At 62.7% G+C, this 26,194-nt stretch carries 24 protein-coding genes and 1 pseudogene; 9 read left to right on the plus strand and 16 right to left on the minus strand.

Annotated features, from left to right (window positions below; translation table 11 throughout):
* Positions 1-92 precede the first annotated feature (92 nt).
* On the minus strand, positions 93-890 hold the full coding sequence (locus tag IFO71_RS08075; RefSeq protein WP_332309345.1) for a sulfite exporter TauE/SafE family protein: 798 nt from the start codon (positions 888-890) through the stop codon (positions 93-95).
* 54 nt (positions 891-944) lie between these two features.
* On the opposite strand from IFO71_RS08075, the gene IFO71_RS08080 reads away from it, so the two are divergent.
* The 3 genes from IFO71_RS08080 to IFO71_RS08090 are packed head-to-tail and all read left to right on the plus strand — an operon-like array spanning position 945 to position 5,104.
* Positions 945-2,918 (plus strand): lytic transglycosylase domain-containing protein, encoded by a 1,974-nt coding sequence (locus IFO71_RS08080; RefSeq protein WP_192029043.1) that lies wholly within the window; start codon positions 945-947, stop codon positions 2,916-2,918.
* Entirely contained in the window at positions 2,915-3,853 is a 939-nt protein-coding gene (locus IFO71_RS08085; RefSeq protein ID WP_192029044.1) for a complex I NDUFA9 subunit family protein, read from the plus strand. The genes IFO71_RS08080 and IFO71_RS08085 overlap by 4 nt, the downstream gene beginning before the upstream one ends.
* An 18-nt stretch (positions 3,854-3,871) precedes the next feature.
* Positions 3,872-5,104 (plus strand): multifunctional CCA addition/repair protein, encoded by a 1,233-nt coding sequence (locus IFO71_RS08090; RefSeq protein ID WP_192029045.1) that lies wholly within the window; start codon positions 3,872-3,874, stop codon positions 5,102-5,104.
* A 55-nt stretch (positions 5,105-5,159) separates the two neighbouring features.
* Here IFO71_RS08090 and IFO71_RS08095 read toward each other — a convergent pair whose 3' ends face one another.
* Complete coding sequence (locus IFO71_RS08095) at positions 5,160-6,332, minus strand: class I SAM-dependent methyltransferase (protein ID WP_425502882.1); 1,173 nt, start codon at positions 6,330-6,332, stop codon at positions 5,160-5,162.
* A 126-nt stretch (positions 6,333-6,458) separates the two neighbouring features.
* On the opposite strand from IFO71_RS08095, the gene IFO71_RS08100 reads away from it, so the two are divergent.
* A complete protein-coding gene (locus IFO71_RS08100; RefSeq protein WP_192029047.1) occupies positions 6,459-7,193 on the plus strand; it encodes a pteridine reductase in 735 nt (244 codons plus the stop codon).
* Position 7,194: 1 nt separating this feature from the next.
* Here IFO71_RS08100 and IFO71_RS08105 read toward each other — a convergent pair whose 3' ends face one another.
* From IFO71_RS08105 to tsaD, 5 genes are all read right to left on the minus strand, one after another.
* Positions 7,195-8,040: a DUF6159 family protein gene (locus IFO71_RS08105; RefSeq protein WP_225444484.1), complete on the minus strand. Its 846-nt coding sequence runs from the start codon at positions 8,038-8,040 to the stop codon at positions 7,195-7,197.
* Between the two features lie 35 nt (positions 8,041-8,075).
* Entirely contained in the window at positions 8,076-8,564 is a 489-nt protein-coding gene (gene folK / locus IFO71_RS08110) for a 2-amino-4-hydroxy-6-hydroxymethyldihydropteridine diphosphokinase (RefSeq protein WP_192029048.1), read from the minus strand.
* Positions 8,561-9,811, minus strand: a complete 1,251-nt coding sequence (locus IFO71_RS08115) for a mechanosensitive ion channel family protein (RefSeq protein WP_192029049.1) — start codon at positions 9,809-9,811, stop codon at positions 8,561-8,563. The genes folK and IFO71_RS08115 overlap by 4 nt, the downstream gene beginning before the upstream one ends.
* On the minus strand, positions 9,811-10,167 hold the full coding sequence (gene folB / locus IFO71_RS08120; RefSeq protein ID WP_192029050.1) for a dihydroneopterin aldolase: 357 nt from the start codon (positions 10,165-10,167) through the stop codon (positions 9,811-9,813). The genes IFO71_RS08115 and folB overlap by 1 nt, the downstream gene beginning before the upstream one ends.
* A gap of 108 nt (positions 10,168-10,275) precedes the next feature.
* Positions 10,276-11,307: a tRNA (adenosine(37)-N6)-threonylcarbamoyltransferase complex transferase subunit TsaD gene (gene tsaD / locus IFO71_RS08125; protein WP_192029051.1), complete on the minus strand. Its 1,032-nt coding sequence runs from the start codon at positions 11,305-11,307 to the stop codon at positions 10,276-10,278.
* 238 nt (positions 11,308-11,545) lie between these two features.
* On the opposite strand from tsaD, the gene rpsU reads away from it, so the two are divergent.
* From rpsU to IFO71_RS08140, 3 genes are all read left to right on the plus strand, one after another.
* On the plus strand, positions 11,546-11,761 hold the full coding sequence (rpsU, locus tag IFO71_RS08130; RefSeq protein ID WP_192029052.1) for a 30S ribosomal protein S21: 216 nt from the start codon (positions 11,546-11,548) through the stop codon (positions 11,759-11,761).
* 103 nt (positions 11,762-11,864) lie between these two features.
* Complete coding sequence (locus tag IFO71_RS08135; RefSeq protein WP_192029053.1) at positions 11,865-12,311, plus strand: GatB/YqeY domain-containing protein; 447 nt, start codon at positions 11,865-11,867, stop codon at positions 12,309-12,311.
* A gap of 343 nt (positions 12,312-12,654) precedes the next feature.
* Complete coding sequence (locus IFO71_RS08140; RefSeq protein ID WP_192029054.1) at positions 12,655-14,736, plus strand: TonB-dependent receptor domain-containing protein; 2,082 nt, start codon at positions 12,655-12,657, stop codon at positions 14,734-14,736.
* A gap of 131 nt (positions 14,737-14,867) precedes the next feature.
* Here IFO71_RS08140 and IFO71_RS08145 read toward each other — a convergent pair whose 3' ends face one another.
* On the minus strand, positions 14,868-16,592 hold the full coding sequence (locus IFO71_RS08145; protein ID WP_192029055.1) for a S41 family peptidase: 1,725 nt from the start codon (positions 16,590-16,592) through the stop codon (positions 14,868-14,870).
* Between the two features lie 42 nt (positions 16,593-16,634).
* Between IFO71_RS08145 and dnaG the strand changes: the two genes are divergently transcribed.
* Positions 16,635-18,386: a DNA primase gene (gene dnaG, locus IFO71_RS08150; protein ID WP_192029056.1), complete on the plus strand. Its 1,752-nt coding sequence runs from the start codon at positions 16,635-16,637 to the stop codon at positions 18,384-18,386.
* 39 nt (positions 18,387-18,425) lie between these two features.
* Here dnaG and IFO71_RS08155 read toward each other — a convergent pair whose 3' ends face one another.
* The 5 genes and pseudogenes from IFO71_RS08155 to IFO71_RS08175 form a co-directional block, all read right to left on the minus strand.
* The gene (locus tag IFO71_RS08155; RefSeq protein ID WP_192029057.1) at positions 18,426-19,124 is read right to left on the minus strand and encodes a class I SAM-dependent methyltransferase; all 699 of its coding nucleotides are present in this window, start codon (positions 19,122-19,124) and stop codon (positions 18,426-18,428) included.
* Positions 19,125-19,203: 79 nt separating this feature from the next.
* Positions 19,204-20,121: pseudogene (cyoE, locus tag IFO71_RS08160) on the minus strand (heme o synthase); the annotation flags it as partial.
* Positions 20,122-20,146: 25 nt separating this feature from the next.
* On the minus strand, positions 20,147-21,292 hold the full coding sequence (locus tag IFO71_RS08165; protein ID WP_192029059.1) for a COX15/CtaA family protein: 1,146 nt from the start codon (positions 21,290-21,292) through the stop codon (positions 20,147-20,149).
* A gap of 10 nt (positions 21,293-21,302) precedes the next feature.
* The gene (locus IFO71_RS08170; RefSeq protein ID WP_192029060.1) at positions 21,303-21,830 is read right to left on the minus strand and encodes a hypothetical protein; all 528 of its coding nucleotides are present in this window, start codon (positions 21,828-21,830) and stop codon (positions 21,303-21,305) included.
* Complete coding sequence (locus IFO71_RS08175; protein ID WP_192029061.1) at positions 21,827-22,546, minus strand: SURF1 family protein; 720 nt, start codon at positions 22,544-22,546, stop codon at positions 21,827-21,829. The genes IFO71_RS08170 and IFO71_RS08175 overlap by 4 nt, the downstream gene beginning before the upstream one ends.
* 75 nt (positions 22,547-22,621) lie before the next feature.
* Here IFO71_RS08175 and IFO71_RS08180 point away from each other — a divergent pair, with 75 nt between their 5' ends.
* Positions 22,622-22,828, plus strand: coding sequence for a twin transmembrane helix small protein (locus tag IFO71_RS08180; protein ID WP_225444485.1), 207 nt, complete (start codon positions 22,622-22,624; stop codon positions 22,826-22,828).
* Between the two features lie 87 nt (positions 22,829-22,915).
* Here the strand turns inward: IFO71_RS08180 and IFO71_RS08185 are convergent, their stop codons facing one another.
* From IFO71_RS08185 to ctaD, 3 genes are all read right to left on the minus strand, one after another.
* The gene (locus IFO71_RS08185; RefSeq protein WP_192029062.1) at positions 22,916-23,788 is read right to left on the minus strand and encodes a cytochrome c oxidase subunit 3; all 873 of its coding nucleotides are present in this window, start codon (positions 23,786-23,788) and stop codon (positions 22,916-22,918) included.
* 20 nt (positions 23,789-23,808) lie between these two features.
* Positions 23,809-24,369, minus strand: coding sequence for a cytochrome c oxidase assembly protein (locus tag IFO71_RS08190; RefSeq protein ID WP_192029063.1), 561 nt, complete (start codon positions 24,367-24,369; stop codon positions 23,809-23,811).
* 183 nt (positions 24,370-24,552) lie between these two features.
* Positions 24,553-26,166, minus strand: a complete 1,614-nt coding sequence (gene ctaD / locus IFO71_RS08195; RefSeq protein WP_192029064.1) for a cytochrome c oxidase subunit I — start codon at positions 26,164-26,166, stop codon at positions 24,553-24,555.
* Positions 26,167-26,194: the final 28 nt, after the last annotated feature.

The following is a 26,194-nucleotide window of genomic DNA, read 5'->3' on the forward strand; positions in this document are numbered from 1 at the left end:
AATGTTGGGACCACCGGCGACGCCGGCGAGCCGCTACTGTCCCATCGCGGCGAGCCAGGATCAACCGGCGGCCGCTTGGTTACCAAAGCAACTCAACGCAGGAACACCAGTTGCCAGGCGACCAGCAGCAGCAGCGCGGCAAACACCCGCTGCAGCTGTGCGCCGGGCAGGCGATGGGCCAGAGATACTCCGTGCGGCGCGGCAAATACCGACGCCATGGCAATCAGCAAGGTGGCAGGCAGATAGATGTAGCCGAGCGACCCGCTCGGCATCGCCAGATCCGCCGGCGCGCTCCAGCCGTAGCTCAGCGCCGAGGCCAGACCAATCACCACACCACAGGCCGCCGAGGTACCCACGGCCCGCACTGGTGTTGCGCCCAGGGCGATCAGCAAGGGTACGGTCATACTGCCGCCGCCAATCCCAACCAAGGCCGAGATCAGACCGATCAGCAACCCGGCTGGCCACAGCCAGGCAGTCAACGGTTCACGCCGAGCGTCGCTCACCTTTGGCCCACCCAGCAACAATTGCAATGCTGCACCGACGCAGAACGCCGCCACCCCATAGCGCAGCCAATCGCCATCCAGACGCGCAGCCACCTGACCGCCCAGCAGGCCCCCCAGCACCACGCCGGGAATCAGCCGCCCGCCGCTGCGCCACAGGATGCTGCCGCGCTTCCAATGCGCCCGCGCCGACGACAGGCCGGTGAAAACGATACTGGCCAGTGAAGTGGCCAAGGCCACGTGCATCACCGCCGACTCAGGCACGCCCTGCTGCGGCAGCACCCAGACCAGGGCGGCGACCAGGATCAGCCCGCCGCCAATGCCGAGCAGGCCGGCCAGAAACCCGGCCAGCGCTCCCATCAACAGATAGGCCGGCAGCAGGCTCAACACGTCGCGCGGAATCGCTGACGGCCGTCGGCGGCGACGAACCGATACACTAGAGGCATGTCGAAACGCATCCGTCTGTCGTTGTTGCCTTGGGTTCTGGCCTGTACCGTCGTGTTCAACGCGCAGGCCGAGGATTTGTCCAGTCGCCGCCAGGAATTCCGTTCGTTACTGGAACACGTCGAACAAGGCGCGGCAGTCAATCCCGCCGCCTGGCGCAAGCAGCAGGACCATCCGCTGTTTGCCTACCTGGAGTATGCCCAATTGCGGCGCCATCTGGCACGCGCCAAGAGCGCCGAGGTCGAGCGCTTTCTGCGTCGCTATGAGGCGGTACCGATCAGCCAGCAGCTGCGCCAGGAATGGCTGGCGGTGCTGGCCAAGCAGGAACGCTGGGCTGAATTTGCCCAGGCCTATCAGGCCAGCAGCAGCGAAACGCTGCGCTGTCAGGCGGCTCGCGCCTGGCTGCAGCACAGCGCCAGCGCCGATAAGGGGTTGCGAGAAGCAGAATCGCTGTGGCTTAGCGGCCGCTCGGTCAGCGATGCCTGCAATCCAGCATTTGCCAAGCTCGCAGTGGCCGGCCGCATCACGCCGGCGCTGCGCTGGCAGCGCTTTGGCTTGGCACTGGACGCCGGCAACCCCGGCATTGCGCGCTTCGCCGCACGTGGCCTGCCGGAGGCCGAGCGTAGTACCGCGCTGAGCCTGGCCGACTGGCTGCAGGAACCTGGCAAGGGAGTGCAACTAGGCAAGCCGCACCCACAACGCGCTGACATGGCCGCCCGGGTGCTGGCCAGGATCGCCCAGCGCGACCCGGATCTGGCCGAGACACAGCTGGCTGCCGTGCAGCAAGCCGAGTCCTTGAGCGCGGATCAGGTCGGCGCGGTGCGCTATCAGATCGCCTTGTGGAGTGCTGCCTCGTACCTGCCGCACAGCGCTCGCCGCATGGCTGCAGTCAGCGACGCCTATTTCGATGCCCGGTTGCGCGAGTGGCAGGCGCGTGAAGCCTTGGCCCGGCAGGATTGGCCGGCGGTGGAAGCCGCGCTGCAGAAGATGCAGCAGGCGCAACGCGAAGACTCGCGTTGGGCTTATCTGGCCGCGCGAATGGCCGAGATCGGCGGGCGCCAGGACGAAGCGCGAGCTGCCTTCCAAGCCTTGGCCCAGCAAGCCAACTTCCATGGCTTCATGGCCGCCGACCGCATCAACGCCGAATACGCACTCTGCCCGATGGAGGCACCGGATCAGGCCACGTTGCGCCGCCAGGTACTCGAAGTGCCCGGCGTGCAGCGCGCGCTGGAGCTGTTTCAGCTCGGTCATCGCCACTGGGCCAGTCGCGAATGGGCCGCGGCCACGCCGGCACTGAGTGATGACGAACGGCGGGCCGCGGTTGCCATGGCCCTGGATATCGGCTGGACCGATCGCGCCGTATTCGGTATCGAACCGGCCAAGGACAGCCAGTTCTATCGCCTGCGCTTCCCGATCGCGCACTCACGGGAACTGAACCGCGAAGCCAAGCGCCATCAGCTCGATCCCGCCTGGGTCGCCGGCCTGATTCGCGCCGAGAGCGCCTGGCAGCACGATGCCCGTTCACACGCCAACGCGCGAGGGCTGATGCAGCTGCTGCCCAGTACCGCCGCGCCGCTGGCAGGACAGCTGGGGATCGGTTGGCGCTCAGCCAGCACGCTGTATGACCCGATCAGCAATATCAAGCTCGGAACGGCCCATCTGGCCAACGAGCTGGCACAGTTCAACGGCCAGGCTTTTTTGGCCACCGCAGCGTACAATGCCGGCCCCTCGCCGGTGAATCGCTGGATGCAACAGCGCGACACCGACCCGGTCGATCTCTGGATCGAGACGATCCCCTACAAGGAAACCCGCGAATACGTCGCCAGAGTCATGGCCTTCGCGGTGATCTACGACTGGCGCCTGGGGCGTGATCCCGTGCCGCTCAGCGCCCGACTGAAGGGCGATGCATCGAGCACCGCCCGACGCAGTTTCCAGTGTCCTCATTCTTCCACCTCACTCGCCCAACAACCATGAACAAACCGCTTGTTGTCGTGTTGGGAGGCTCCGGCTTCCTCGGTCGTCACCTTGCCCAGATGCTGGTTCAGGCCGGCTATCGAGTGCGCATCCCCAGTCGTAATCGCAATGTGGCGATGAAGGCGGCAGCCATTCCCGGGGCCGACCTGATCAGTGCCAACGTGCATGACCCAGATCAGCTGGCCAAGCTGCTCCGTGGTGCATCGGTTGCCATCAATCTGGTCGGCATTCTCAACGAAAACGGTGACAACGGCCGCGGCTTTCAGACCGCTCATGTCGAATTGGTCGAGAAGCTGATCGGCGCCTGCAAGAAGGCCGGCGTCAAGCGACTGCTGCAGATGAGCTCGCTGAATGCCGGGCGCGGCAGCAGCTACTACCTGAAGTCACGCGGCGAAGCCGAGCAGAAGGTCAAGGACTCCGGGCTGGATTGGACCATCTTTCAGCCTTCGGTGATCTTCGGCCGCGGTGACAGCCTGTTCAATCGCTTTGCCGCCCTGCTGAAGATCGCGCCGATCATGCCGCTGGCCAAGGCCGGCTCCAAGTTCGCTCCGGTCTACGTTGGCGATGTGGCACGCGCCATGGTGCTCGCCCTGGGCGATAAGTCGAGCATCGGCCAAAGCTACGAGCTGTATGGCGATCGCACCATGACACTGGAAGAGATCGTGCGCTACACCGCCGAGCAGCTCGGCCTGAAGCGCTTGATCTGGCGCCTGCCCGATGCACTCGGCCGATTGCAGGCCCTGGCCATGGACTTCGTTCCGGGTAAACCTTTCTCCAGCGACAACTATCGCTCGCTGAGCCTCGACTCGGTCGGCGGCGTTGACGGCCTATTCAAGCTAGGCGTTAAGAAGACACCGGTGGAAGCGATCGTGCCCTTGATGCTGGGCAGCTGCGGCCGCCAGGCGCTGCTTGACCGTGGCCGTCAGGTGCGTTGACCGAGCACAGAGCTGAGCATGCAGCGCTATCTGGTCGGTGGTTCAGTCCGCGATCGGCTGCTGGGTCGGCCACACAGTGATCACGACTGGGTGGTGGTGGGTAGCACGCCTGACGCCATGCTGGCGGCGGGCTACAAGCCAGTCGGCAAGGATTTCCCGGTATTTCTACATCCGAGAACCGGCGAAGAGCACGCCCTGGCGCGCACCGAGCGAAAGTCCGGCCACGGCTACCACGGCTTCGTGGTGCACGCCGCGGCCGACGTGACCCTGGAACAAGATCTTGAGCGCCGCGACTTCACCATTAATGCGATGGCCGAGGACGAGCACGGCCATCTGATCGATCCGTTCGGCGGTCAACGTGATCTCGACCAGCGCGTGCTGCGCCATGTGTCGCCGGCCTTCGCCGAAGACCCGGTGCGGATCCTGCGCGCGGCGCGGTTTCTGGCCCGTTTCGCCCCGCTCGGCTTTCGCCTGGCTGACGAGACCCTGGCCTTGATGAAACAAATGGTTCAGGACGGCGAGGTCGACTTTCTGGTTGCCGAGCGCACCTGGCAGGAATTGCAGCGCGGGCTGACCGAGCCGCAGCCCTCGGCCATGCTGCGCTGCCTGCGCGCCTCCGGTGCACTGGCGCGCATCCTGCCCGAGGTCGATGCCCTGTACGGGGTGGAACAGCGCGCTGAGTACCATCCGGAGATCGATACCGGCATCCATACCGAAATGGTGTTGGACATCTGCGCCCGACTGGCGCCGGGTGACGCACTGGTCGGCTTCTGTGGCTTGACCCATGACCTGGGCAAGGCGCTGACGCCGATTGATGTGCGGCCCAAGCACCCCGGTCACGAGAACAACGGCCTGCACCCGCTGCGCGAACTTGCCAGACGCTTGAAGGTGCCGGCCGAGTATCTGGCCCAGGCTGAAATCTGCTGCCGCGAGCATCTCAACGTGCATCGCCTTGACGAGCTGCGCAACGACACCGTACTCAAGCTGATCGAGCGCAGCGACGGGCTAAGAAAGCCTGAACGCATCGCCCGACTCGGCCTGGTCTGCGAGGCCGACAAGCGCGGTCGCCTGGGCTTGAGCGAGTCCGACTATCCACCACGCGCCGAGCTTGATCGCCTGCATGCGGCCGCACGAAAAGTACAGGCGCGCGATCTGCAGCTGCCCGCCGACATCGACGGCCATGAAATCGGTCGCCGGCTGCGCCGGGCGAGGCTGGCGGCGATTGCCGCAGCTCGCGGACAAGACGACTGAGGTCTGGTCACTCAGACCCGGCCAACCGCAAGGCCTCGGTGTTCAGTACCTGTCGCTACAGGCGCCCGCTCAGGTCACCGAAAGCAAACAGCGCCGAGGCATCCACGCCGCGCTCCAGGCCGATCACCCGAAAGCGCTCACCCATCTCGCCCGGCAACACCAGCTTGCGAGCCTCCTCATTGCGGGCTCGCTGTTCGCGCTCATCGGCGGCCGGTGCCGCCAGTTCCTGCTCCAGGCCATTGCCAAGCAGGAAGGAGGCCTGCGAGCAAAACCCAGCCAGTTCCAGCCCGGCCGCCAGGCCAGCTTCCGCCACGGCAGTGAAGTCGACGAAGCTGGAGATGTCGTTCAAGCCGGGCCAGATGAATGGATCGGCATGGGCGCGGTGACGGTAGTGGCAGACCAGGGTGCCCTGGCTGCGCTCGTCGAGGTAATACTCGCGACGTGTATAGCCGTAGTCGATGAACAGGGCGAGACCGCGCTGCAGGCTGCCAGTAACCGCCTGCAGCCACCACGGCAGTTGCACCAGCAGTTCCGACACATAGCCGTCGGGCAGGCTGCGCCCCAGGGTCTGCTCGACTTTCTGCAGCGCAGCGATCAGCATGCTGTCAGCAGCACGCTCCGTGAGCCGCAACTGCTGCTCGCGCACTTCAACATAGAGTTCCATCACCTCGCCTTGGCGCTTGACGAAGCGGGTGACCGGCAGTGCATCCAGCACCTCGTTGGCAAATAGCAGACCTGACCAGCCCTGCTCGGGCAGCTGGTCCAACCACTCCACACGCGCGAACAGATCGGCAGTGAGCCGTTCGCGCAATCGTTGCTGCTGCCGCTGGCGAAGATCGGCGCTGGGCTCCAAGATCATATAGCGCCCGGGCCGCCAATCGAGTTCGGCCAGATGTGTGAGCATACCTTCGGCAAAGGCCCCGGAGCCGCCCCCCAGCTCCAGCACATCGGCCTCGCCCAGCGGCCTCAGCAGCCGAATTGCCGCGTTGGCAACGGTGCGGGCAAACAGGCTGCCCAGTTCCGGCGCAGTAATGAAATCACCGGAGGCGCCGAACTTGGTGGCGCCAGCGCTGTAATAGCCAAAGCCCGGCGCATACAGTGCCAGCTCCATATAGCGCGAGAACGGGATGGCTCCGCCTTCTGCCGCAATCACTGCGCGCAACTGCTCAACGAATCGCTCGCTGTGCGCGCGCGCTTCGACCGCAGGTTCGGGCAGATTCATCGGCAACATGGCAGGGCGAACTCCGTTCAAAGCGCGCAGGGTATCAGGCTGAGCAGGCGCCGTCAGTCGATCGGCCCAGGCCTCGCAAGTCGGTATGCTGTGCGCTCATCCCTTGTTTCCCAGGCCCGACCGATGAGCCGTCCCGTTGCATTGATCACCGGCGCCGCGCGCCGCGTAGGCGCGGTAATCGCCCGCCAACTGCATGCCGCTGGCTATGACCTGGCATTGCATCACCGGCAGTCCGAGGACGCGATGCATACACTTCACGGCGAGCTGGAAGCGCGTCGCGCAAACAGCGTGCTCAGCTTGCGGGCCGAGCTGGCTGAGTTCGACCGACTACCCGAGTTGGTCGCCGCCACCCTCGGCCGGTTTGGGCGACTGGATGCGCTGATCAACAACGCCTCCGCCTTCTACCCGACGCCGATTGGTGAGATTCAGCCGCGTCATTGGCAGGAGCTGTTCGCCTCGAATGCCTGGGCGCCGCTGTTCCTCAGTCAGGCCGCGGCACCACACCTGATTCAGCAGCAGGGCGCCATCGTCAACCTGATCGACATCTACGCCGAGCGGCCGCTGAAGCAGCACACGGTGTACTGCATGGCCAAGGCCGCGCTGTGGAGCCTGACGCAGAGCCTGGCGATCGAACTGGGCCCCAAGGTGCGTGTGAATGCGGTAGCCCCCGGTGCGGTGCTGTGGCCGGAAGCAGGCAAGGCGTATACAGACCAGCAGGCGCTGGTCGAGGCCACCGCACTGAAACGCAGCGGCAGCCCGGAAGAAGTGGCCGAGGCGGTACGCTGGCTGCTGCAGGATGCGAGCTACTGCAGCGGCCAGCTGATCCGGGTCGACGGCGGCCGTTCGCTGAGCTGGTAGTTCAGCCCTTGTGAGCGAAGGCGCCCTGCAGCAGCGTGCGGTCGAAGCCCTGTGACTCGCCACCGTCGGCATAGCGATACAGCGCCGCCGAGTAGATGCCGCTCAATGCCGCCTGGATCAGGCCCATCAGCAGAGCGGCGACTACCGTCAATGCGCCCAGGGTAATCGCCAGTCCGGGCAGTTGATTGACGCCTGCTGCCACCGTCAGCGCAGCGCCGAACAACAAGACCAGGGCAGTCAGAAATCCGCCGACTAGGCCGATACCGCCATTGCCGATCAGATTCTCACCCCAACTCTGCTTCAGCATCATGGCGCTGCGCTTGACCGCTTCGATCGGCCCAATGTTCTGGCTGACCAGGATCGGCACCACCAGGAACGAGGCCACGGTCCAGGCGGCGCCGAACAATCCGGCGATCCAGCTGCCGATGAAACCAGCGCGCTGCTCGATCGCGCGCAGGATCATGCCAACGGTGGCGGCGATCATGGCGTAACCGAAGATAACCCCGACCTTGGACCAGGCGATCCGCAGGCCATCGCTCAAGGTCGGGTCGCCGCCCTGCAGGCGGATCATCGCCGCGCCGACCAGGGCGCTGTTGAAGAAGAAGATGATGAAGTACTGGCAAAGATAGAAGCCGAAGAACCATAGCAAGTACAGCAGACTGAACCCCTTTTCGCTCAATTCCTGCGCCTGGGGCTCCTGCAAGACGAACAAGGGCGCGACAAAGCTGGCCACCACCATCAGGGTGGCAATCGAGCTCAGCAAGGGGAACACCAGCAGTTCGGTGTCCGACCTGAGTACGCCGGCACTGGCCTTGATCAAGGCCCAACTCCGCGCAAAACGCCCCATGATGTTTCTCCCCCGCTTTCAGCCAGTGGCAGATGCTACGCCGAATTCGCGCACTGCGGCAGCACGGTTTCGAACGCCGGGTGCTGCTGCCACATCGCCGCCAGCGTCAGGCGGCGTTCGGGATCGACAAAATCCGGCGCAATCTCGGCTAAGGGCGCCAGTACAAAGGCATGGCGCACATCTTCACGCGGGATCTGCAGGTTATGCGGGCCGCTGAGCACCTGATCGCCGTAATAGACGATGTCGATATCGAGGGTACGGGAGGAAAAACGCGGCCCGTCGCGGCGCCGGCCGTGGCGATCTTCCAGTGCGTGCAACCAGGCATTGAGCTGCAGCGCCGGCATCTCGGTGTCGATGGCGACGGCGGCGTTGAGAAAATCCTCACCATCAAAACCAACCGCAACGGTGCGGTAGTAACCCGATACGCGGAGGCCAGGAAACTGTTGCCGCAGCTCTGCCACGGCAAGATCCAGATGTCGCTTCGGTTCAATATTCGAACCCAAGGACAGCAGCACTTCGGTCATTGGCGGCGCCCGGTCAAGGCTTGCCGCAGGTCGGCACCGCCCGGCTCCTGAAACACCCGCAGATCGAACTCATCCAGGATCGCCAGCAGGTGATCAAAGATGTCCGACTGCACCCCCTCATATTCGGCCCAGGCGGTGGTATTGGTGAAGCAATACAACTCGATCGGAATGCCGGTCGGCCCCGGCGCCAACTGTCGCACCAGCAAGGTCATGTTCTGATGGATCTTCGGGTGGGTGCGCAGGTAGGCCTCAACATAGGCGCGAAAGGTGCCCAGATTGGTCAGCCGGCGCGTGTTGACCGGCTCCAGCGCGGCGTCACGCAACGATTCATTCCAGCGCTCCAACTCGCCTTTCTTGCGTACCAGGTAGTCCTCGATCAAGGCAAACCGGGATAGACGACCGCGCTCGTCATCGCGCAGGAAACGCACCGAGCGCTGGTCGATCAACACGGCGCGCTTGATGCGTCGCCCACCCGACTCGCTCATGCCACGCCAGTTGCGAAACGGCTCAGCAATCAGGCGATAGGTGGGAATCGTGGTGATGGTCTTGTCCCAGTTCTGCACCTTGACCGTGTGCAGCGCAATGTCGATCACGTCGCCATCGGCTTCCAGGGCCGGCATCTGAATCCAGTCGCCGACGCGCAGCATGTCGTGGCTGGTCAGCTGGATGCTGGCGACCAGCGACATCAGGGTGTCCTTGAACACCAATAGCAGCACCGCGGTCATGGCACCCAGGCCCGACAGCAGCAGCAAGGGCGAGCGCTCGATCAGTACCGCGACGATGACGATGCCGCTTAACAGGTAGATCAATAGCTGGGCGACCTGAACGTAGCCCTTGATCGGTCGCGCCTTGGCGCGCAGCGTATCGCGCGCTTCGTACAAAGAATTGACCGTGCCGAGCAGCTTGGCCGCGCCCAGTGCGAGGGTCAGCACGATGTAACTCAACGCCACATTGCGCAGCACACGCACCCAGTCGTCGCTGATCGCGCTGACCAGATCGACCCCCCAATAGATCACCAGGGCCGGCACCACATGCGAGACCCGATCGATCACCCCGCGGTCCAGCAGGGCATCGTCCCACTTGACCGTAGTCACTCGAACGATGCGTTTCACCAGCCGCAGCAGAATACGCTTGGTGACCAGATCGGCCAGCCAGGCGGCGAGGATCAAGCCAGCCAACGACACCATGGTGGCCAGCCACGGATTGGCCTCGATTTCGCTACTCACAGCCTGCAGGATCGATTCCATCAGTCGCCCCGTCGGCGCTCGATGCGCACGCCGACATTGCGCGCGCCGCGCACGGCTCCAGGTTTGCTCAGCTTGAGCCGCACCCACTCAACATCGAATTCCGCCATGATGATTTCGCAGCAGCGCTCGGCCAGGGTTTCGACCAAGCCGAAGTCGGAAGCCTTGACATAGCCAACCAATCGCTTGCTGACTGCCTTGTAGTCCAAGGTATCCTCGATCCTGTCGCTGGCTGCCGGCTTTCGATTGTCGAAGCCCATTTCGATATCGAATACCAAGGGCTGCTTGATGCGGCGCTCCCAGTCATAGATGCCGATCGTCGTTTCGATCTCCAACCCTTCGATAAACACTGTATCCATTGACTGTATCCTTGCGAATTGCGATGCCCGTTGCGTGCTTGCTTTCCGAGCGCGCCGTCCTCGGCGCGCGATACCAGGCTGCTGCAATCGGCCTCAGCCGCCTGGTGATCAGGGCGCGCCGGCACCTTCCAGCGGCGCCAATCGGGCCATATCCCAGCGCGGCTGCACCTGGATGGCCGACGACTCGGCCTGCCCGGCAGCCAGCCGCAGGGCACCGGCAAAGGCAATCATGGCGCCGTTGTCGGTGCAGAATTCCGGCCGCGGAAAGCATACTCGCCATCCCGCTGCCAGACCTGCCTGCTGCAGCCGTGCACGCAGATCGCGATTGGCTCCGACGCCACCGGCCACCACCAGACACCTCGCGCCGGTTTCCCGCATAGCGCGCTCACACTTGATTGTCAGTGTATCGACCACCGCCTGTTGAAAGGCGCAGGCGATGTCGGCGCGAGTCTGCTCGCCCTGATCACTTTGCTGCCAGGCCAGCAGCACCTGAGTCTTCAGGCCGGAAAAGCTGAAATCGAAGCCCGGCCGATCGATCATCGGGCGCGCAAACTTGAACATACCGTTTCGCCCCTGCTCGGCCAGACGGGACAGCACCGGGCCACCCGGATAGGGCAAGCCCATCAGCTTGGCGGTCTTGTCGAAGGCCTCGCCCGCAGCGTCGTCCAAGGTCTCGCCCAGGACCTGGTAGCGACCGATGGCTTCCACTTCAACCAACTGGGTGTGACCGCCGGAGACCAGCAAGGCCACAAACGGCGCCGCCGGCGGATCGTCCTCCATCAGCGGCGCCAGCAAATGACCTTCCATATGATGCACGCCCACCGCCGGCACCCCCAGCGACCAAGCCAAGCCACGCGCACCGGCCGCCCCCACCAATAAGGCGCCAACCAAGCCGGGCCCGGCGGTGTAGGCCACGCCACCGATCTGAGCGCGCGACACGCCAGCCTCGTCCAGGCAGTGCTGCAACAGCGGCCACAGCTTGCGCACGTGATCACGGCTGGCCAGTTCGGGCACCACGCCGCCGTACTCGGCATGCAGATCCACCTGACTGTACAGCGCGTGGGCCAACAGGCCGCGATCGGTCTGGTACAGCGCCAGCCCGGTTTCGTCACAGGAGGTTTCGATGCCGACAACGATCATTTTGGAAAGCCGTGATTGGTGATCGGTGATTCGCCCTGACCCACCGAGGGCGGTTGAGTGGTTGGCATGGTGATGGCGTACAGCTGGGGCTCGCCCAAATTCGCTCTTGGCAAATCAGCAATCACCCATCACGAATCACCGTTTGAACCATTATGCGCACCTTGTGATTCTAGCGGGCTTGCGCTATAGTGCGCGGCTCCCCGGTTAGCGGGGACGATGAATTGAGTCCGGAGATCCCATGCCCAGCGTTAAAGTCCGCGAGAACGAGCCTTTCGAGTTTGCCCTGCGTCGCTTCAAGCGTACCTGTGAGAAGGCCGGTGTGTTGGCCGAAACCCGCAAGCGCGAGTTCTACGAGAAGCCGACCCAGGAGCGCAAGCGTAAGGCCGCCGCCGCGGTGAAGCGCCATCTGCGCCGAGTGTCGCGCGACGCCACCAAGCGCCGCCGCCTCTACTGATCTCCGCATCGGGCAGCAGCAAGCCGGCCGCGCTTCGCGCCGCCGGCTTTTTGCGTTTGTATTCCTCGAAGCGTTGCCAGTCCCCACTGAATGGAGTCCCATCATGAGCCTGCGTCAGCAACTCACCGATGACATGAAAGCCGCGATGAAAGGCGGTGACAAAGAACGCCTGGGCGTGATTCGCCTGATCAATGCCGCGATCAAGCAGCGCGAAGTCGACGAGCGCATCGAGATCACCGATGCAATCGTGCTGGCGGTGCTGGAGAAGATGACCAAGCAGCGCAAGGACTCGATCAGCCAGTACGAAGCCGCCGGTCGCGATGACCTGGCCGCCGTCGAGCGCATGGAAATGGGCATCATCCAGACCTACCTGCCGGCACAGATGAGCGATGCCGAGTTGCAGGCCGCGGTCGACGCCGCGGTGGCCGAAGTCGGCGCCTCCAGCCCGGCCGATATGGGCAAGGTGATGGCGGTGCTGAAACCGCGCATCGCCGGCAAGGCCGACATGGGTCAGGCCTCGGCCAAGGTCAAGGCAGCGCTGACACCGTAGCCCGTTCGATCCAAACCGTGCAAACCCCAAACGCCGAGCCCTGCTCGGCGTTGTTGTTTGCGCTGCTCGGTCTACGGCCTCTAACAGCCGTCAGAACGCCCTGCGGCGTACCGCTGTCGTTGAACAAACAGGCGCAGACTGATATCGCGTGCCATGGACGGCGCGCGCGGAAGTCAAACCTTCCTGCATAGGTGGCGCGGCTTTGCCGCGCCCGGCTTGCCGTGAGCCTGCCGAACGGTTGCGCTGGAAACCTCCGTGACTTCTGGCTCAGGCGAATGTAGAGTTATGATATAACATTCTACATTTGACCGGCGTGCGCCGGACTGACGCAAGGAACCTCACGATGCGACGTCACCCACTCGCCCTCGCCGTACACGGCACGCTGGGACTGGCCCTCTGCAGCAGCGCTCTGGCGCAACAGCCTGCACACCACGAAGAACGCGCCGAGCAGCTCGACGCCGTCGTAGTCACGGCAACCCCGCTCAAGCAAACGGCCGAAGAGCTGACCCGGCCAGTCAGCGTGCTGGCCGGCCCTGAACTCGATGACCGCCGCGGCGCCACCCTGGGCGATACCGTCTCGTCGATTCCTGGCGTCCACAGCGCCGACTTCGGGCCGGGCGTCGGCCGGCCAGTGATTCGCGGCCTGGACGGTGCCCGCGTGCAGACGCTGAGCAGCGGCCTGTCCAGCCTGGATGCCTCGACCGTCAGCGCCGACCATGCGGTCGCCATCGAGCCGTTTCTTGCCGAGCAGATTGAAGTGCTGAAAGGCCCGTCCACCCTGCTCTACGGCAGTGGCGCAATCGGCGGCGCGGTGAATGTGGTCGATGGTCGAATCGCCGAATACGGGATGTCAGACGAGCAGCCGCCACGTGGGCGTTTCGAGCTGCGGGGCGACACCGCCGCCGATCAACGCAACGCCATGTTCAAGGTGCAAGCGGGCAACGAAGGCTTCGTGCTCAGCGCCGATGGCCTGCATCGCGAAACCGATGACCTTGAGATTCCCGGCTTCGCCGAAAGCGCGGCTTTGCTGGCCGAGGAGGGCGAGACGCCAGACGCTGACGAATTCGGTCTGCTGCCCAACTCCTCCACCCGCACCTCGGCCGGCGGTCTGGGCGCTAGCTGGATCGGCGAGCGCGGCTTCATCGGCATCGCTTTCAGCGGCCTCGACACCCTGTATGGCATCCCCGGCCATGCACACGAGCACGAAGAGGAAGAGGACGAAGAAGAGGGCGAAGGCCACAATCACGACGAAGGCGAGTCAGTGCGGATCGATATGGAACAGCGCCGCTATGAGGCCAAAGGCGCTCTGTTGCAACCGTTTGGCGGCCACGACTCGATCAGCCTGCGGGTCGCCCGGACCGACTACCAACATGTCGAGCTGGAAGGCGAAGAAATCGGCACCCGATTCGACAATCAGGGCACTGAAGCGCGCTTGGAAGCGGTGCATGCCGAAACTGCCGGCTGGCGCGGTGCCTGGGGCCTGCAGTACGGCCGGCGCGACTTCAAAGCGGTTGGAGAAGAAGCCTTCGTGCCGCCCTCACTCAGCCGCGATCTCGGTCTGTTTCTGATTGAGCAGCGCAAACTCAACCAGGACCTGGCTCTGGAACTCGGCCTGCGTGTTGATGACGCCGAGATCGACCCAGACAACGCCGCCAGCGCAGACTTCACCTCAATCAGCGGATCGGCCAGCCTGCGCTGGGGCATTAGCGATGATTTCCACCTCAGTGCTGGCCTGGATCATGCCGAGCGCGCGCCGACGGCCGAAGAGCTGTTCTCAGACGGCCCGCACATCGCCACCCAGAGCTATGAAGTTGGCGATCCTGAACTCGACACCGAAACCGCTAATCGTCTTGAGTTCGGCGCGCACTGGCATAGTGAACGCACCAGCGTAAAGGCGGCGCTCTACACCACTCGCTTCGACCGCTTTATCTATCTCGCCGACACTGGTTTGGAAGAAGACGAGCTGCCGCTGCGGCCATGGCGGCAGGGCGATGCCAAGTTCAATGGCTTTGAGCTCGAGGTCGAGCAGAATCTGGGCGAATGGCAACACGGCCGCTGGGATCTTCGCTTCAGCGCCGATGCGGTACGTGCCCGACTCGACAGCGGCGAGGACCTGCCGCGAATTCCAGCCGCACGCTTCGCCGCGCAGTTGCGCTGGGAGAAAGACGGCTGGCGCGCTCGGCTCGGCGCAGTGCGCTACTCAGATCAAGACCGGGTCGCCAGCTTCGAACGGCCCAGCGACGGCTATACCCTGCTCGACGCCCACCTCGCCTACCACTTCGACTACAACGATGTCGGCTGGGAGCTGTTCCTGGATGGCAAGAATCTGAGCGACCGCGAAGCGCGCCCGCATACCTCCTTCCTCAAGGATCTGGCGCCCCTGCCCGGCCGCAACATCCAGTTTGGTGTGAGGGCGTTGTTCTAGCCTCTGGCTGATAGAGCTCGCCAGCATTCGCCGCTTGTTGATTGTCGCTTCCCCTGCAGCGCTATACGCCGCAGGGGAAGCTCGCGCGTTCTAAGCCAGGCTTTAGCCAGCTTCGAAACGAATCTGGGTGTTCACTGCGCTGAAAGCCTCAATGCCTTGATCGCTGCAGAAAGATCGGGGTCACGGCCTCGGCGCAGGTCGCTCTCAGTCCAATTAACCGTGATGGTGGGCTGCACGCCCTCGCCGACAAAGCTGCCGCCATCGGGGTACTCGTCGCGTTTAATGCAGATGCGCGCCACACCTCCGCCGGGAAGATCGAACAACAGCGGCTGCCCCGAACTGCCGCCACTGGCACGACCCACGATCGGACCGCGTTTCATCAAGGCGAACGACGCCGCAGTATCTTCGCCAGCAGAGAAGGTTCCGGCATCAATCAGCACCGCCACGGGACCGTCGAAGTGCTGATCGCGCGCTGCTGTGTGTGTAGGCGTTGCGCTCCCTGGATCCAACGACCGCCAGCGCAGATTAGCCTGCCCACCTCGGGCCCGCCCCAATGCATCGGGTTCTCGGACATAGCTGCGCGTGGTGGGAATGGGCTGCTCACTAACATAGGTCAACAGATCCCATCCGTGATTGCTGCTGCCCCCTCCGTTGCCGCGCAAATCCAGAATCAGACCACGCGCCGTGGCGATCTGGTTCCAGTGTGTTTGCATCAGTCTCAGGGCCGCGTCATCTCCAAACTGCTTAGCCACTAGTATCGCTACACCGTCTTCGCGCAGCGTAAACGACTCGGTGTCCCCAGGCTGAATGTCTGAGTAGCCGCTGCGAGCAACTTCGATCCGGTGTTTGCGGCCACGCTGGTCCAGCAGGGTCAAGGTAACCGACTTGTTGGCATCGCCCTGCAACAGTTGGTAACCATAGGCGCGCAACTCCCGATCCTGCGGCGTCGATGCGCTCACCTGCGGCAGGATGCGCTCGGTGACGTAGTCTTCGACCGCCACGCCATCGATCTGAACTATTTCGTCGCCTGGTGTGATCGGCAGCTTGGCAAGTGTCGGCGAGTTGATCTTGACGATCCGCGCTGCCCCATCGATTCGACGCACAATCAAAGGTGGACGAGCATAGAGTCGCTGGCGCAATGACTCAGGCGGGTACACATTGCTATGGCCATCTTGCAGTTTGGCCACCAGACCCTGCAAGACACGGTAGTAGTCTTCAATGCTGTGCGCGTCGATCACGCGAGGAATTGCGTCGTGGTAGGCGGCATCCCAGTCGAGCTCTGGCACCTGATCGAACCAGACGAAGTGTTCTCGCGCCACTGACCAGAGCGTCGACAGTCCACTGATTCTTTCGGCAACGCTGGGTGGATCGCTGCCTTCGCTTCGAGAATAGGCAGGCAAGGCGCCCAGCCGTCGTGCCAAGTCTTCGCGCATTGCAGCCGAAGACGCAGCCGGAACACCGCGCAAGCGCATCAAGTCTGGGTCGTTCTCGTCGTTCAGCGGAAACCAGTCGATACGCTGCATTGCCCGCCAATCGGCCAGCGCAGCTGCGTCGTCTCCGAGACGCGCATGCAAACGGCGCAGATCGTTCAACAGGTTGTAGCGGCGGTAGCGAAGGTATGGGTTGCCTTCAGCCAGATCCAGCGCCTCTGGGCCATCCAGACGCTGGAGACTTTGACCTACCTCCTCAATGATCTGCCTCAGTTCGTCCTCGCTGGCCTCTGCACGGTCGAAGATCACCGAGCTGTGCCTTTCACGCACTGCGCTGACCTCAGCGTACAGTTTCGAAGCGGGCCCAGGGCTCGCGGCGAGACAACAGGACGCGGCACAGCTCAACAGCAGCAGGGAAAAGCGCATCGACATCTCCGGCATTCGGGCCGCCGCATCTTACAATGCGCCATGGCCGGCCGGATCCCAGACGCTTTTATCGATGACCTGTTAGCTCGCACCGACATCGTCGATGTGATCCAGACCCGCGTGCCTTTGAAAAAGCAGGGCCGCGAGTATTCGGCGCGTTGCCCGTTTCATGACGAGCGCAGTCCGAGTTTTACCGTCAGCCCGACCAAGCAGTTCTATCACTGTTTTGGCTGCGGCGCGCATGGCAGCGCGATCAAATTCCTGATGGAGTACGACCGCCTCGAGTTTCTCGACGCGGTCGAGGAGTTGGCCAAGCGCGTTGGCATCGAGGTGCCACGCGAGACCCGCACTCAGCATCAGCGTGGCGATTTCGAGGAGTTGTACCAGGTCTGCGAACAAGCGGGACGCTTCTTCCAGTCGCAGCTCCAGCTCAGCGATCGTGCCCTGCGCTATACCGAAAAGCGCGGACTCAGCGCGGAAACGCTGCAGCGCTTCGCCATCGGCTACGCCCCCGATGCCTGGGAAGCGCTGAAGAATCAGCTGGGTGCCGAAGGTAAGCGACTTAACCTGCTCGACCGCGCCGGCCTTCTGTCGCGCAACGAGCAGGGCCGCGTATACGACAAGTTTCGCGATCGACTGATCTTCCCGATTCACGATCGCCGTGGTCGAGTGATCGCTTTTGGCGGTCGCGTACTGGAAAAAGACGATGGGCCGAAGTACCTCAACTCCCCCGAAACACCGTTGTTCCACAAGGGGAGGGAGTTGTACGGTCTGTGGCAGGTGCGACAGGCCAACGCCAAAGTCGAGAAACTGATCGTGGTCGAGGGCTACATGGATGTCGTGGCCCTGTTTCAATATGGCATCAGTACGGCGGTGGCCACGCTGGGCACCGCCACCACGCCCGATCACGCTGAATTGCTGTTCCGCAATGCGACCGATGTGTATTTCTGCTTCGATGGCGATCGTGCTGGCCGCAGCGCCGCCTGGAAAGCCCTGGAGTCGGTGCTGCCCCGCTTGCGCGACGGTCGCCAGGCCTACTTCCTGTTTCTGCCTGAAGGCGAAGACCCCGATTCTTTGCTGCGTGCCGGAGGCGCCGCGGCCTTCGATCGTCAACTCGAACAGGCTGTTCCACTGAGCGAGTTCTTCTTCGCCCAGATGAGCGAGGACATCAAGCTGGGAACATTGGACGGCAAGGCGCGGCTGGCCGAACGCTGTCGTCCGATGATCGGCAAGATGCCGGACGGGGCATTCCGCGATCTGATGGAGCAGCGCCTGCTGGAACTGAGTGGCGTCGGGCTTGCAGCGCCCACCTCGTCGGTCGCGGCTGCGCAGGCTGAGTCAAGGCCGCGTCGCCCGGTCGGGACGCACAAGCGCAGCCTGGTGAGAACGGTGATCACCCTGCTCCTGCAGCAACCCAGCCTGGCGCGGGAGTTGAACGCCGAGTTACCGTTCGCCGATCTCGATCAACCTGGGGTGCCGCTGTTGCTGGAAATCATCGCCACCTGCCAGCAGCGTGATCTGACCTCGGCAGCGTCGTTGCTGCAGTGCTTTGCCGAGCGCGAGGAAGCCGAGGCGCTGCGCAAACTGGCCCTGACCGAGCTGCCCGGTGATGTCGAGATCTGGCGCCGCGAGCTGCTCGATGCAGTCGAACAACTCGCCCGCCAACGCAATGCACAACGCCGCGATGGCTTGATTCGTCTGCAAGCCAATGGCGGGTTAAGCACTGAACAAAAGGAGGAGCTGCGCAGCTTGCTACGGCTGCACGGCGGATACTCAACGGCAGACGCCGATTAAGACCTTGGCCTTGTCGATGGCGCCTGCGCAGTCGCCTGATCAGCCCTCGTTGACCGGCGTTTCCAGGGGAAAACTCGGCGTGCCGGTTTGCCGCTCATGCGGCCTGGATCGCTTGTATTTCTCGATCACCACCACGCTGTCGTAGAAATGCATTGAGTTGGCAGTCTGGGTAAACACGCCCGGCGCGAGGCTGTTGGGGTCGCGACTGTGCCACGCGTTCAACTCGTCGACGAGGTGCTTGGCAAACTGCATGAAGCTGTATTGGGCACGCAGTCCGCCGCCATATTCGCGCCAGTAGCTGGTGTGAGTGTCTTCGACCAGGATCAGCCCGTCATCCGCAACCGACCCATACAGTTCTTCAACCGTCGCGATCTGCTGATGCATCATGTGACCGCCATCGTCGATCAGGATATCGATCTTGCCGGTCTTGCTGGCCAGCTCACGCAGAAAACGACGATCGCCCTGATCACCGATGATGATCTCGATACCCGGTTCGCTGATCTCGCTGAGACGCGGATTGACATCGACACCGATGATTCGCGCCTGCTCACCGAAGTACTTCCGCCACATCTGCAGTGAGCCGCCGTGATACACACCGATTTCCACCACAGTGATCGGGCGGCCGCGAAATCGCTGGAAATGCCGGTGATAGATATCGAAGTAGTGCAACCATTTCGACATCAGTCGACCCGGGTTGTTCTCAAAGTACTCGAGCAGCGGGTTGGCTTCGTTGGTCATCGGATGAATTCTCTGCTTAGGACCGGCAGCAACATCCACTGCCATCAATGGTCGGTTGAATGAACAGCAGCTCGCTTCGCTAGCCCGCGTCGGGCGCCCACTGCAGATTGCCTACCGTGGTCGGTGCTGGCAGCAGGTAGTGGTCTAGCAGCAGGAAAGCGAACAAAGCCATCAGATAGATGATCGAGTAGTTGAACACGTCCATGGCGAAACGCTCACTGGGCGGTTTGAGCAAACGAATGGCGTAATAAAGGAAGCCAGCACCGAGAATCACCGCGCCGCCCAGATAGAACACACCGCTCATGCCGGTGAGCCAGGGCAACAAGGTGACGATCTGCAGCAAAATGGTGTAGGCCAGCACATGCCAGCGGGTGAATTCGACCCCGTGGGTGACCGGCAACATCGGTACCTGAGCGCGTGAGTAGTCCTCGCGTCGATAGATCGCCAGCGCCCAGAAATGCGGTGGTGTCCAGACGAAGATGATCAAGACCAGCAGCAGAGCGTGCGGATGCAGCTCACCGGTGATGGCCGTCCAGCCCAGGGCTGGCGGCGCAGCGCCGGCCAGACCGCCGATTACGATGTTCTGCGGCGTGGCGCGCTTCAGAAAGCCGGTATAGATCACGGCATAGCCGATCAGCGAGGCGAAAGTCAGCAGCGCGGTCAGCAGGTTGACCCAGACCCCGAGCAGCAGCATCGACGTGGCACCGAGGGCGACGGCAAACAGCAGCACCTGCCATGGACGCAGCTGACCGGTAGGCAGCGGGCGATGCTGGGTACGCGCCATCAGCGCATCGATACGTTGATCGATCAGATGATTGATCGCCGCAGCCGATGCCGCTGCCAACCAGATACCCAGGCTACCCAGCAGGGCCGGCCACAGCGGCGGCACACCCGGCACCGCCAGCAACATGCCGACGATGGCGGTAAATACGATCAGCGCCACCACACGTGGTTTGGTCAAGGCCCAGTACTGGCTGGCCAGGCTGCTCATGCCGGCTTCGCTCTGCTCAAGAAGACGCGCATTATGCCTCGCGCGGGGGCCGAAGTCGGGCGATCAAGGTCACCAGGATGAACAACAGCAGGGCGGCCCCGGCCAGATGCGCTGTGGCCACAGCCAATGGCAGGCCGTAGATCACATTGCTGATGCCTAGGGCCATTTGCAGCCCCAGAGCCAGGCCCAGGGCCCAGCCCCAGGCCCCGACGCCGACCGAACGGCGCAAGCGCAAAGCCAGAAACAGCAGATGACCGAACACCAGCAGGGAGAACAGGCGGTGACTCAAATGAATGGCGGTGCGCGCCGGTCCATCCAGCACGCCCCCCTCGTAGTCCACCCCGATGCCACGCCAAAGCACGAAGCCCTCTTCGAAATCGGTGGCGGGCCACCATTGGCCTGAACAGGTCGGAAAGTCCGAGCCACAAGCCAGCGCGGCGTAATTCGAACTCGTCCATCCACCCAGGGCAATCTGCACCGTCACCAGCGCAATGCCTACCGCCACTAGTCGCTTCAGCTTGCTGGCATGCCCGGTCACCAGATTGGCGCGCGCCGGGGTACTGCGCCAGGCCGTCCAGATCAACAGGGAAAAGGTCAGCAGGCCACCCAGCAAGTGGGCCATCACTACGATCGGCTTTAGCAGCCAGCTCACCGTCCACAAACCGAGCGTGGCTTGAAACACGATCACCATCAACAGCAAGACGCTGATGCGGGAAAAGTCCTGATTGCTCCAGCGCAGGGCCTGAATCAGCAGAATCAACTCACCGGCCACGGTAAGCACAGCCGACCACGCGTAGTGTCCGCTCATATAGAGTGGAATGGCCGGCGCAATCAACGCCACCGCGGCCATTACCGAAGCCCGTCCCCAGGGTCGATGACGGGCGGCCAGCATGGCCAGGCCCAGCACCATCAGGCCCAGGGTGGCGGCCAAATGACGATGCACCTGCTCACGCCAGGCTTTGCCCACCTCCACCGCACGCTGAGGGAACGCCTCGTTGGCATGGTCAACTTCGTGATCATGCACCGGCCAGGTGGCCTTGCCATAACAGGTTGGCCAATCCGGGCAGGACAATCCGGCATGGGAGAGCCGGACAAAGCCGCCAAAGACGATGACAACCAGGGCCAGCAGGCTGGCCGCCCAGGCCAGTCGATGGAAATGTCGGTGTGGGCTGATCATCAGATTGGCCTCAGCGAATCAATCGGGAAAGGTCTTTTCGCAGTCCGCTTGGATCAAATCCAACGGCATAGTGCATCACCAGATAACCATGCGGATCGACCAACCAGACCTCGGCGCCCTGAGCGGGGCGCGCTTGCAGCTGGGTCGGCGACCGACTCAGCTGCAATCGGGGCAGCTCGGTGGTGTGGGCGACATCCTGCAGGCGAAACATGTGCAGGCGCCCGGCATGACGCCCCAAGGCCTTTCTGACGTTAGGCAGGATATCGAACACTGCGCGACAGTCGGCGCCACAGGATTCGGCACTGCTGACCAACAGACTCCATTGGTGTTCCTGATTGACGAACACCCACTCGCGGGCATTGTCCAGTTCTGCGCGGCTACCTTCCATGCTGAGCGGTGGACTCAACAACTCACCGAAGTTGCGCGTCTGCCCAGGTTGCCAGCCGCCAAAGCGCAGCCACACGGCACTGGCGAATGGCAGCATGAACAGCACCAGCACCAGCAACAAGGGCCAGGATGAACGCTCTTTCTCACTCACTTGCGACGACTCCTCAATTGCAGCAACAGCGCGATCACCAGCACCGTGAAGGCAAAACCCGCCCATTGCAGGGCATAACCGTAATGTTGTTCAGGGCTCAGCGTGTTGGGTAAGGCGATCTGCTCACGATCCAGCCCATCGAGCCCGGCCTCATCCCCTGTCAACCGCAAGACTCCATGAACAAGCGACATGTTAAGTTTGCCAGCGATCTGCTGATGGTCGAGATTGACCAGCAAGACCGGCGCCTCGCCGTCGGGCCAGTGGTCCTCGGCCAACACGATGCCCTGACCCGGCCAAGGCATCAGCAGGCCCTGCGCATGCAGCGTCAACGGTGGCGGCGGCAGCGCGGGTATCTGGCGCCCATGCGGCGTCGGCATCCAACCGAAATCAACCAGAAGCGCCGCATCTGTCGGCCCAGCATAGGCCGCAAACGCTCGCCATCCCGGCCGTCCTTCGCGCAACTGGTTGTCGAGCAACAGCCAGCGCGGCTGCTGACGTCGCAGTGCGGCGTCGACGCGCGTTGGCACCGTGACCGGGCGCGCCAGATCCAGCGTTGCCAATGGCTCAGCAGGCGCAGTCAGCGCAGCTTCCCAGTCGGCCAGATACTGCGTCTTCCACTGCGCACGCTCGTACTGCCACAGAGCCGCCCGACTGCAAAGCGCGGCGACCAACAGTGCTGCTGCCCACAGCCACCAACGTTCAGCGCGCAGTTGCATCAGCCTTCACGGCGAGCTGCCTGTTTGAGGCCGGCAAAACCGCCATAATGGGCCTTGGACCTCATTGGCATCGAGATGAAAACTGCCCTCATCATCGCCTTCCTGCTGCTGATTCTTTACAACCTGGGAGCAGGGCTTTACTACATGCTCACCGACAAGGGCCAGAGCGACCGTACCGTGAATGCCCTGACCCGGCGTATCGCGCTGTCAGTCGCGCTGATCATCCTGGTGATCATCGGCATTGCCACTGGCGTGATTCAGCCTCACGGCATTCAGCCTTAGGGGCTGAGCGCGCAGTGTGATTCAACTGCCCTGAAAACACAGGCGGGCCGGAAAGCCGGCCCGGTGTGAGGATACGTTGGCTGCGGTCTAGACCACGTAGACGAACATGAACAGGCCGAGCCAGACCACGTCGACGAAGTGCCAGTACCAGGCCACCGCTTCAAAAGCGAAATGGTTGTCCTTGCTGAAGTGGCCCTTGGCGCAGCGGAACCAGATCACCGTCAGCATGATGGCACCGAGGGTAACGTGCATGCCGTGGAAACCGGTCAGCATGAAGAAGGTGGAGCCGTAGATGCCAGAGCCCAGGGTCAGATTCAGATCGCCGTAGGCGTGCATGTACTCGTAAGCCTGGTAGTACAGGAACACGGCGCCAAGCACCACGGTGGCACCGAGCCAGAACAGCAGGCTGCCACGCTTGCCGGCGCGCAGTGCATGGTGCGCGATGGTGATGGTGACGCCCGAGCTAAGTAGCAACAGGGTGTTAAGCAGCGGAATGCCCCAGGCCGGAATGGTCTGGAATTCACCGCCGACATTACCCGGTCCATTGGTCGGCCAGGCGCCATCGAATCCGCTCCACAGCAGTGCGTGGGTTGCAGCGCCATCACCTTCGCCACCCAGCCACGGCACCGACAAGGTGCGGGCGTACCAAAGAGCACCGAAGAACACGGCAAAAAACATCACTTCGGAGAAGATGAACCAGATCATTCCCATGCGGAAGCTGACATCGACCTGGCGGTTGTAGAAACCCTTGATCGACTCGGCGATCACGTTGCCGAACCAGCCAAACAGCATGTACAGCAGGACGGCGATGCCGCCGAACATCACCCACAGCCCCGCGGCTGCACCGTTGATCCAGGTCGCGGCTCCGATCATGGTGGCAAACAGGCCGACCGAGCCCACCAGTGGCCAATGACTGTGATGTGGGACGTAGTAGATGTTGGCGTCGTGCGTCTGGGCCATGGGGTTCCCCGTGAGTGTGCTCAAAGACCACCGGCGGCGAGCGCATTGCTGGCGCGCAACCGCTGGGTGGCAATCTCGTTGTTGAAGAAAGTATAGGACAAGGTCAGGGTGTCGATGTTCTGTGGTAAATCAGGGTCGACCACGAAGCGCACCGGCATCGCGCGTTGCTCCCCGGGATTGAGCAGCTGCTCGGTGAAACAGAAACATTCGGTCTTGTTGAAGTAGATCGCCACCGACGCCGGCGCTACCGACGGCACGGCCTGACCAACAATCGGCAGCGGCGATTCATTGATGGCATAGAAGGTCGCCTCGTTCATTTCGCCGGGGTGCACCTTCATCGACATCTTCTCGGCGCGAAACTGCCAAGGAAGCTTGGAATTGACCCCGGCGGTGAACTCAATCGTCACCTGACGACTGAGATCGGGTTCATAACTACGAACTTCGACCGGTCCTTCTTCGAACTTGATGCCCAACAACTTTTCACAGGCCAGCCGATACAGCGGCACCAGGGCAAAGGCAAATCCAAACGACACCACGGCGGCCAGCGCGCCCCATTTGAGCAGCGGCAAGTGCTTGTTCATCCGCCTGCTCCGCGCCAGGTCAGATAGATGAACAGGGCATAGACGCCGAGCGCACACCCGGCCATCCACAGGGCAGTCCTGCGGGCGGCACTACGTTGGCTGGTCGGGCTTTGATCTTGCATGGCTCGATGGAACGCTATATCCGGGGGCCAACGAGCCGGCTGACGCCGGCCCGTTCGCTGATCAATGGGTGACGTCGCCGTGGGCGAGATCACCATCACGAATCACCGGCGGCGTGGTGAAGGTATGGTGCGGCGCCGGCGACGGCACGGTCCACTCGAGACCCTTGGCACCTTCCCACACTCGATCGGTGGCCTTGACACCGCCGCGAGCGCAACTCCACACGATGTAGACGAACAACAGCTGCGACAGGCCAAAGCCGAAGCCGCCGATCGACGACCACATGTTGAAGTCGGCAAAGGCAACGTTGTAGTCGGGAATACGGCGCGGCATTCCAGCCAGACCGAGGAAATGCTGCGGGAAGAACAGCAGGTTGACGAAGATCGTGCTCAGCCAGAAGTGCCACTTGCCCAGGGTCTCGTTGTACATGTGACCGGTCCATTTCGGCAGCCAGTAATAGCAGGCGCCCATGATCGAGAACACCGCACCGGTGACCAGCACGTAATGGAAGTGGGCCACCACGAAGTAGGTGTCGTGGTACTGGTAGTCGGCCGGGGTGATGGCCAGCATCAAGCCGGAGAAGCCGCCGATGGTGAACATGATGACAAAGCCAATGGCGAACAGCATCGGCGTCTCGAAGGTCATCGAGCTCTTCCACATGGTCGACACCCAATTGAACACCTTCACCCCGGTGGGAATGCCGATCAGCATGGTGGCGTACATGAAGTAGATCTTGCCGCCCAGCGGCATGCCGACGGTGAACATGTGATGCGCCCAGACGATGAACGACAGGAACGCAATCGAGGCCGTGGCGTAGACCATCGCCTGATAGCCGAACAGCGGCTTGCGCGAGAAGGTCGGAATGATCTCGCTGACCACGCCGAAGGCCGGCAGGATCATGATGTAGACCTCGGGGTGACCGAAGAACCAGAAGATGTGCTGGAACAGTACCGGGTCACCGCCACCGGCGGCATTGAAGAAACTGGTGGCGAAGAACTTGTCGGTCAGCAGCATGGTGACCGCCCCCGCCAGCACCGGCATCACGGCGATCAGCAGGAAGGCGGTGATCAGCCAGGTCCAGACGAAGATCGGCATCTTCAGCAGGTCGATGCCCGGGGCACGCATGTTGAGGATGGTGGCGATGATATTGATCGCGCCCATGATCGAACTGATACCCATCATGTGCACGGCAAAAATGGCAAAGGTCACGTTGGAGCCGCCCTGCAACACCAGCGGCGGATACAGGGTCCAGCCAGCGGCCGGTGCGCCGCCCGGCAGGAACAGGGTCAGCAGCAACAGGGTGAAGGCGAACGGCAGGATCCAGAACGACCAGTTGTTCATGCGCGGTAGCGCCATATCCGGCGCGCCCACCATCAGCGGGATCATCCAGTTGCCAAGGCCGACGAAGGCCGGCATCACGGCACCGAACACCATGATCAGCGCATGCATGGTGGTCATCGAGTTAAAGAACTCGGGCTCCACCAGCTGCATGCCGGGCTGGAACAGTTCGGCGCGGATCACCAGCGCCATGGCGCCGCCGATCAGGAACATCACCAAGGAGAAAATCAGGTACAGGGTACCGATGTCCTTGTGATTGGTAGCGAAGAACCAGCGCTGAATGAAACCCGCCGGCGCGTGGTGATGATCGTCGTGATGTGCAGTGTGTTCGGTAGCCATGGCTGCCAACCTCTAAGCTCGTGTGTCT

The organism is Pseudomarimonas arenosa, from assembly GCF_014841215.1.
Classification (GTDB): Bacteria; Pseudomonadota; Gammaproteobacteria; order Xanthomonadales; family Xanthomonadaceae; genus Pseudomarimonas; species Pseudomarimonas arenosa.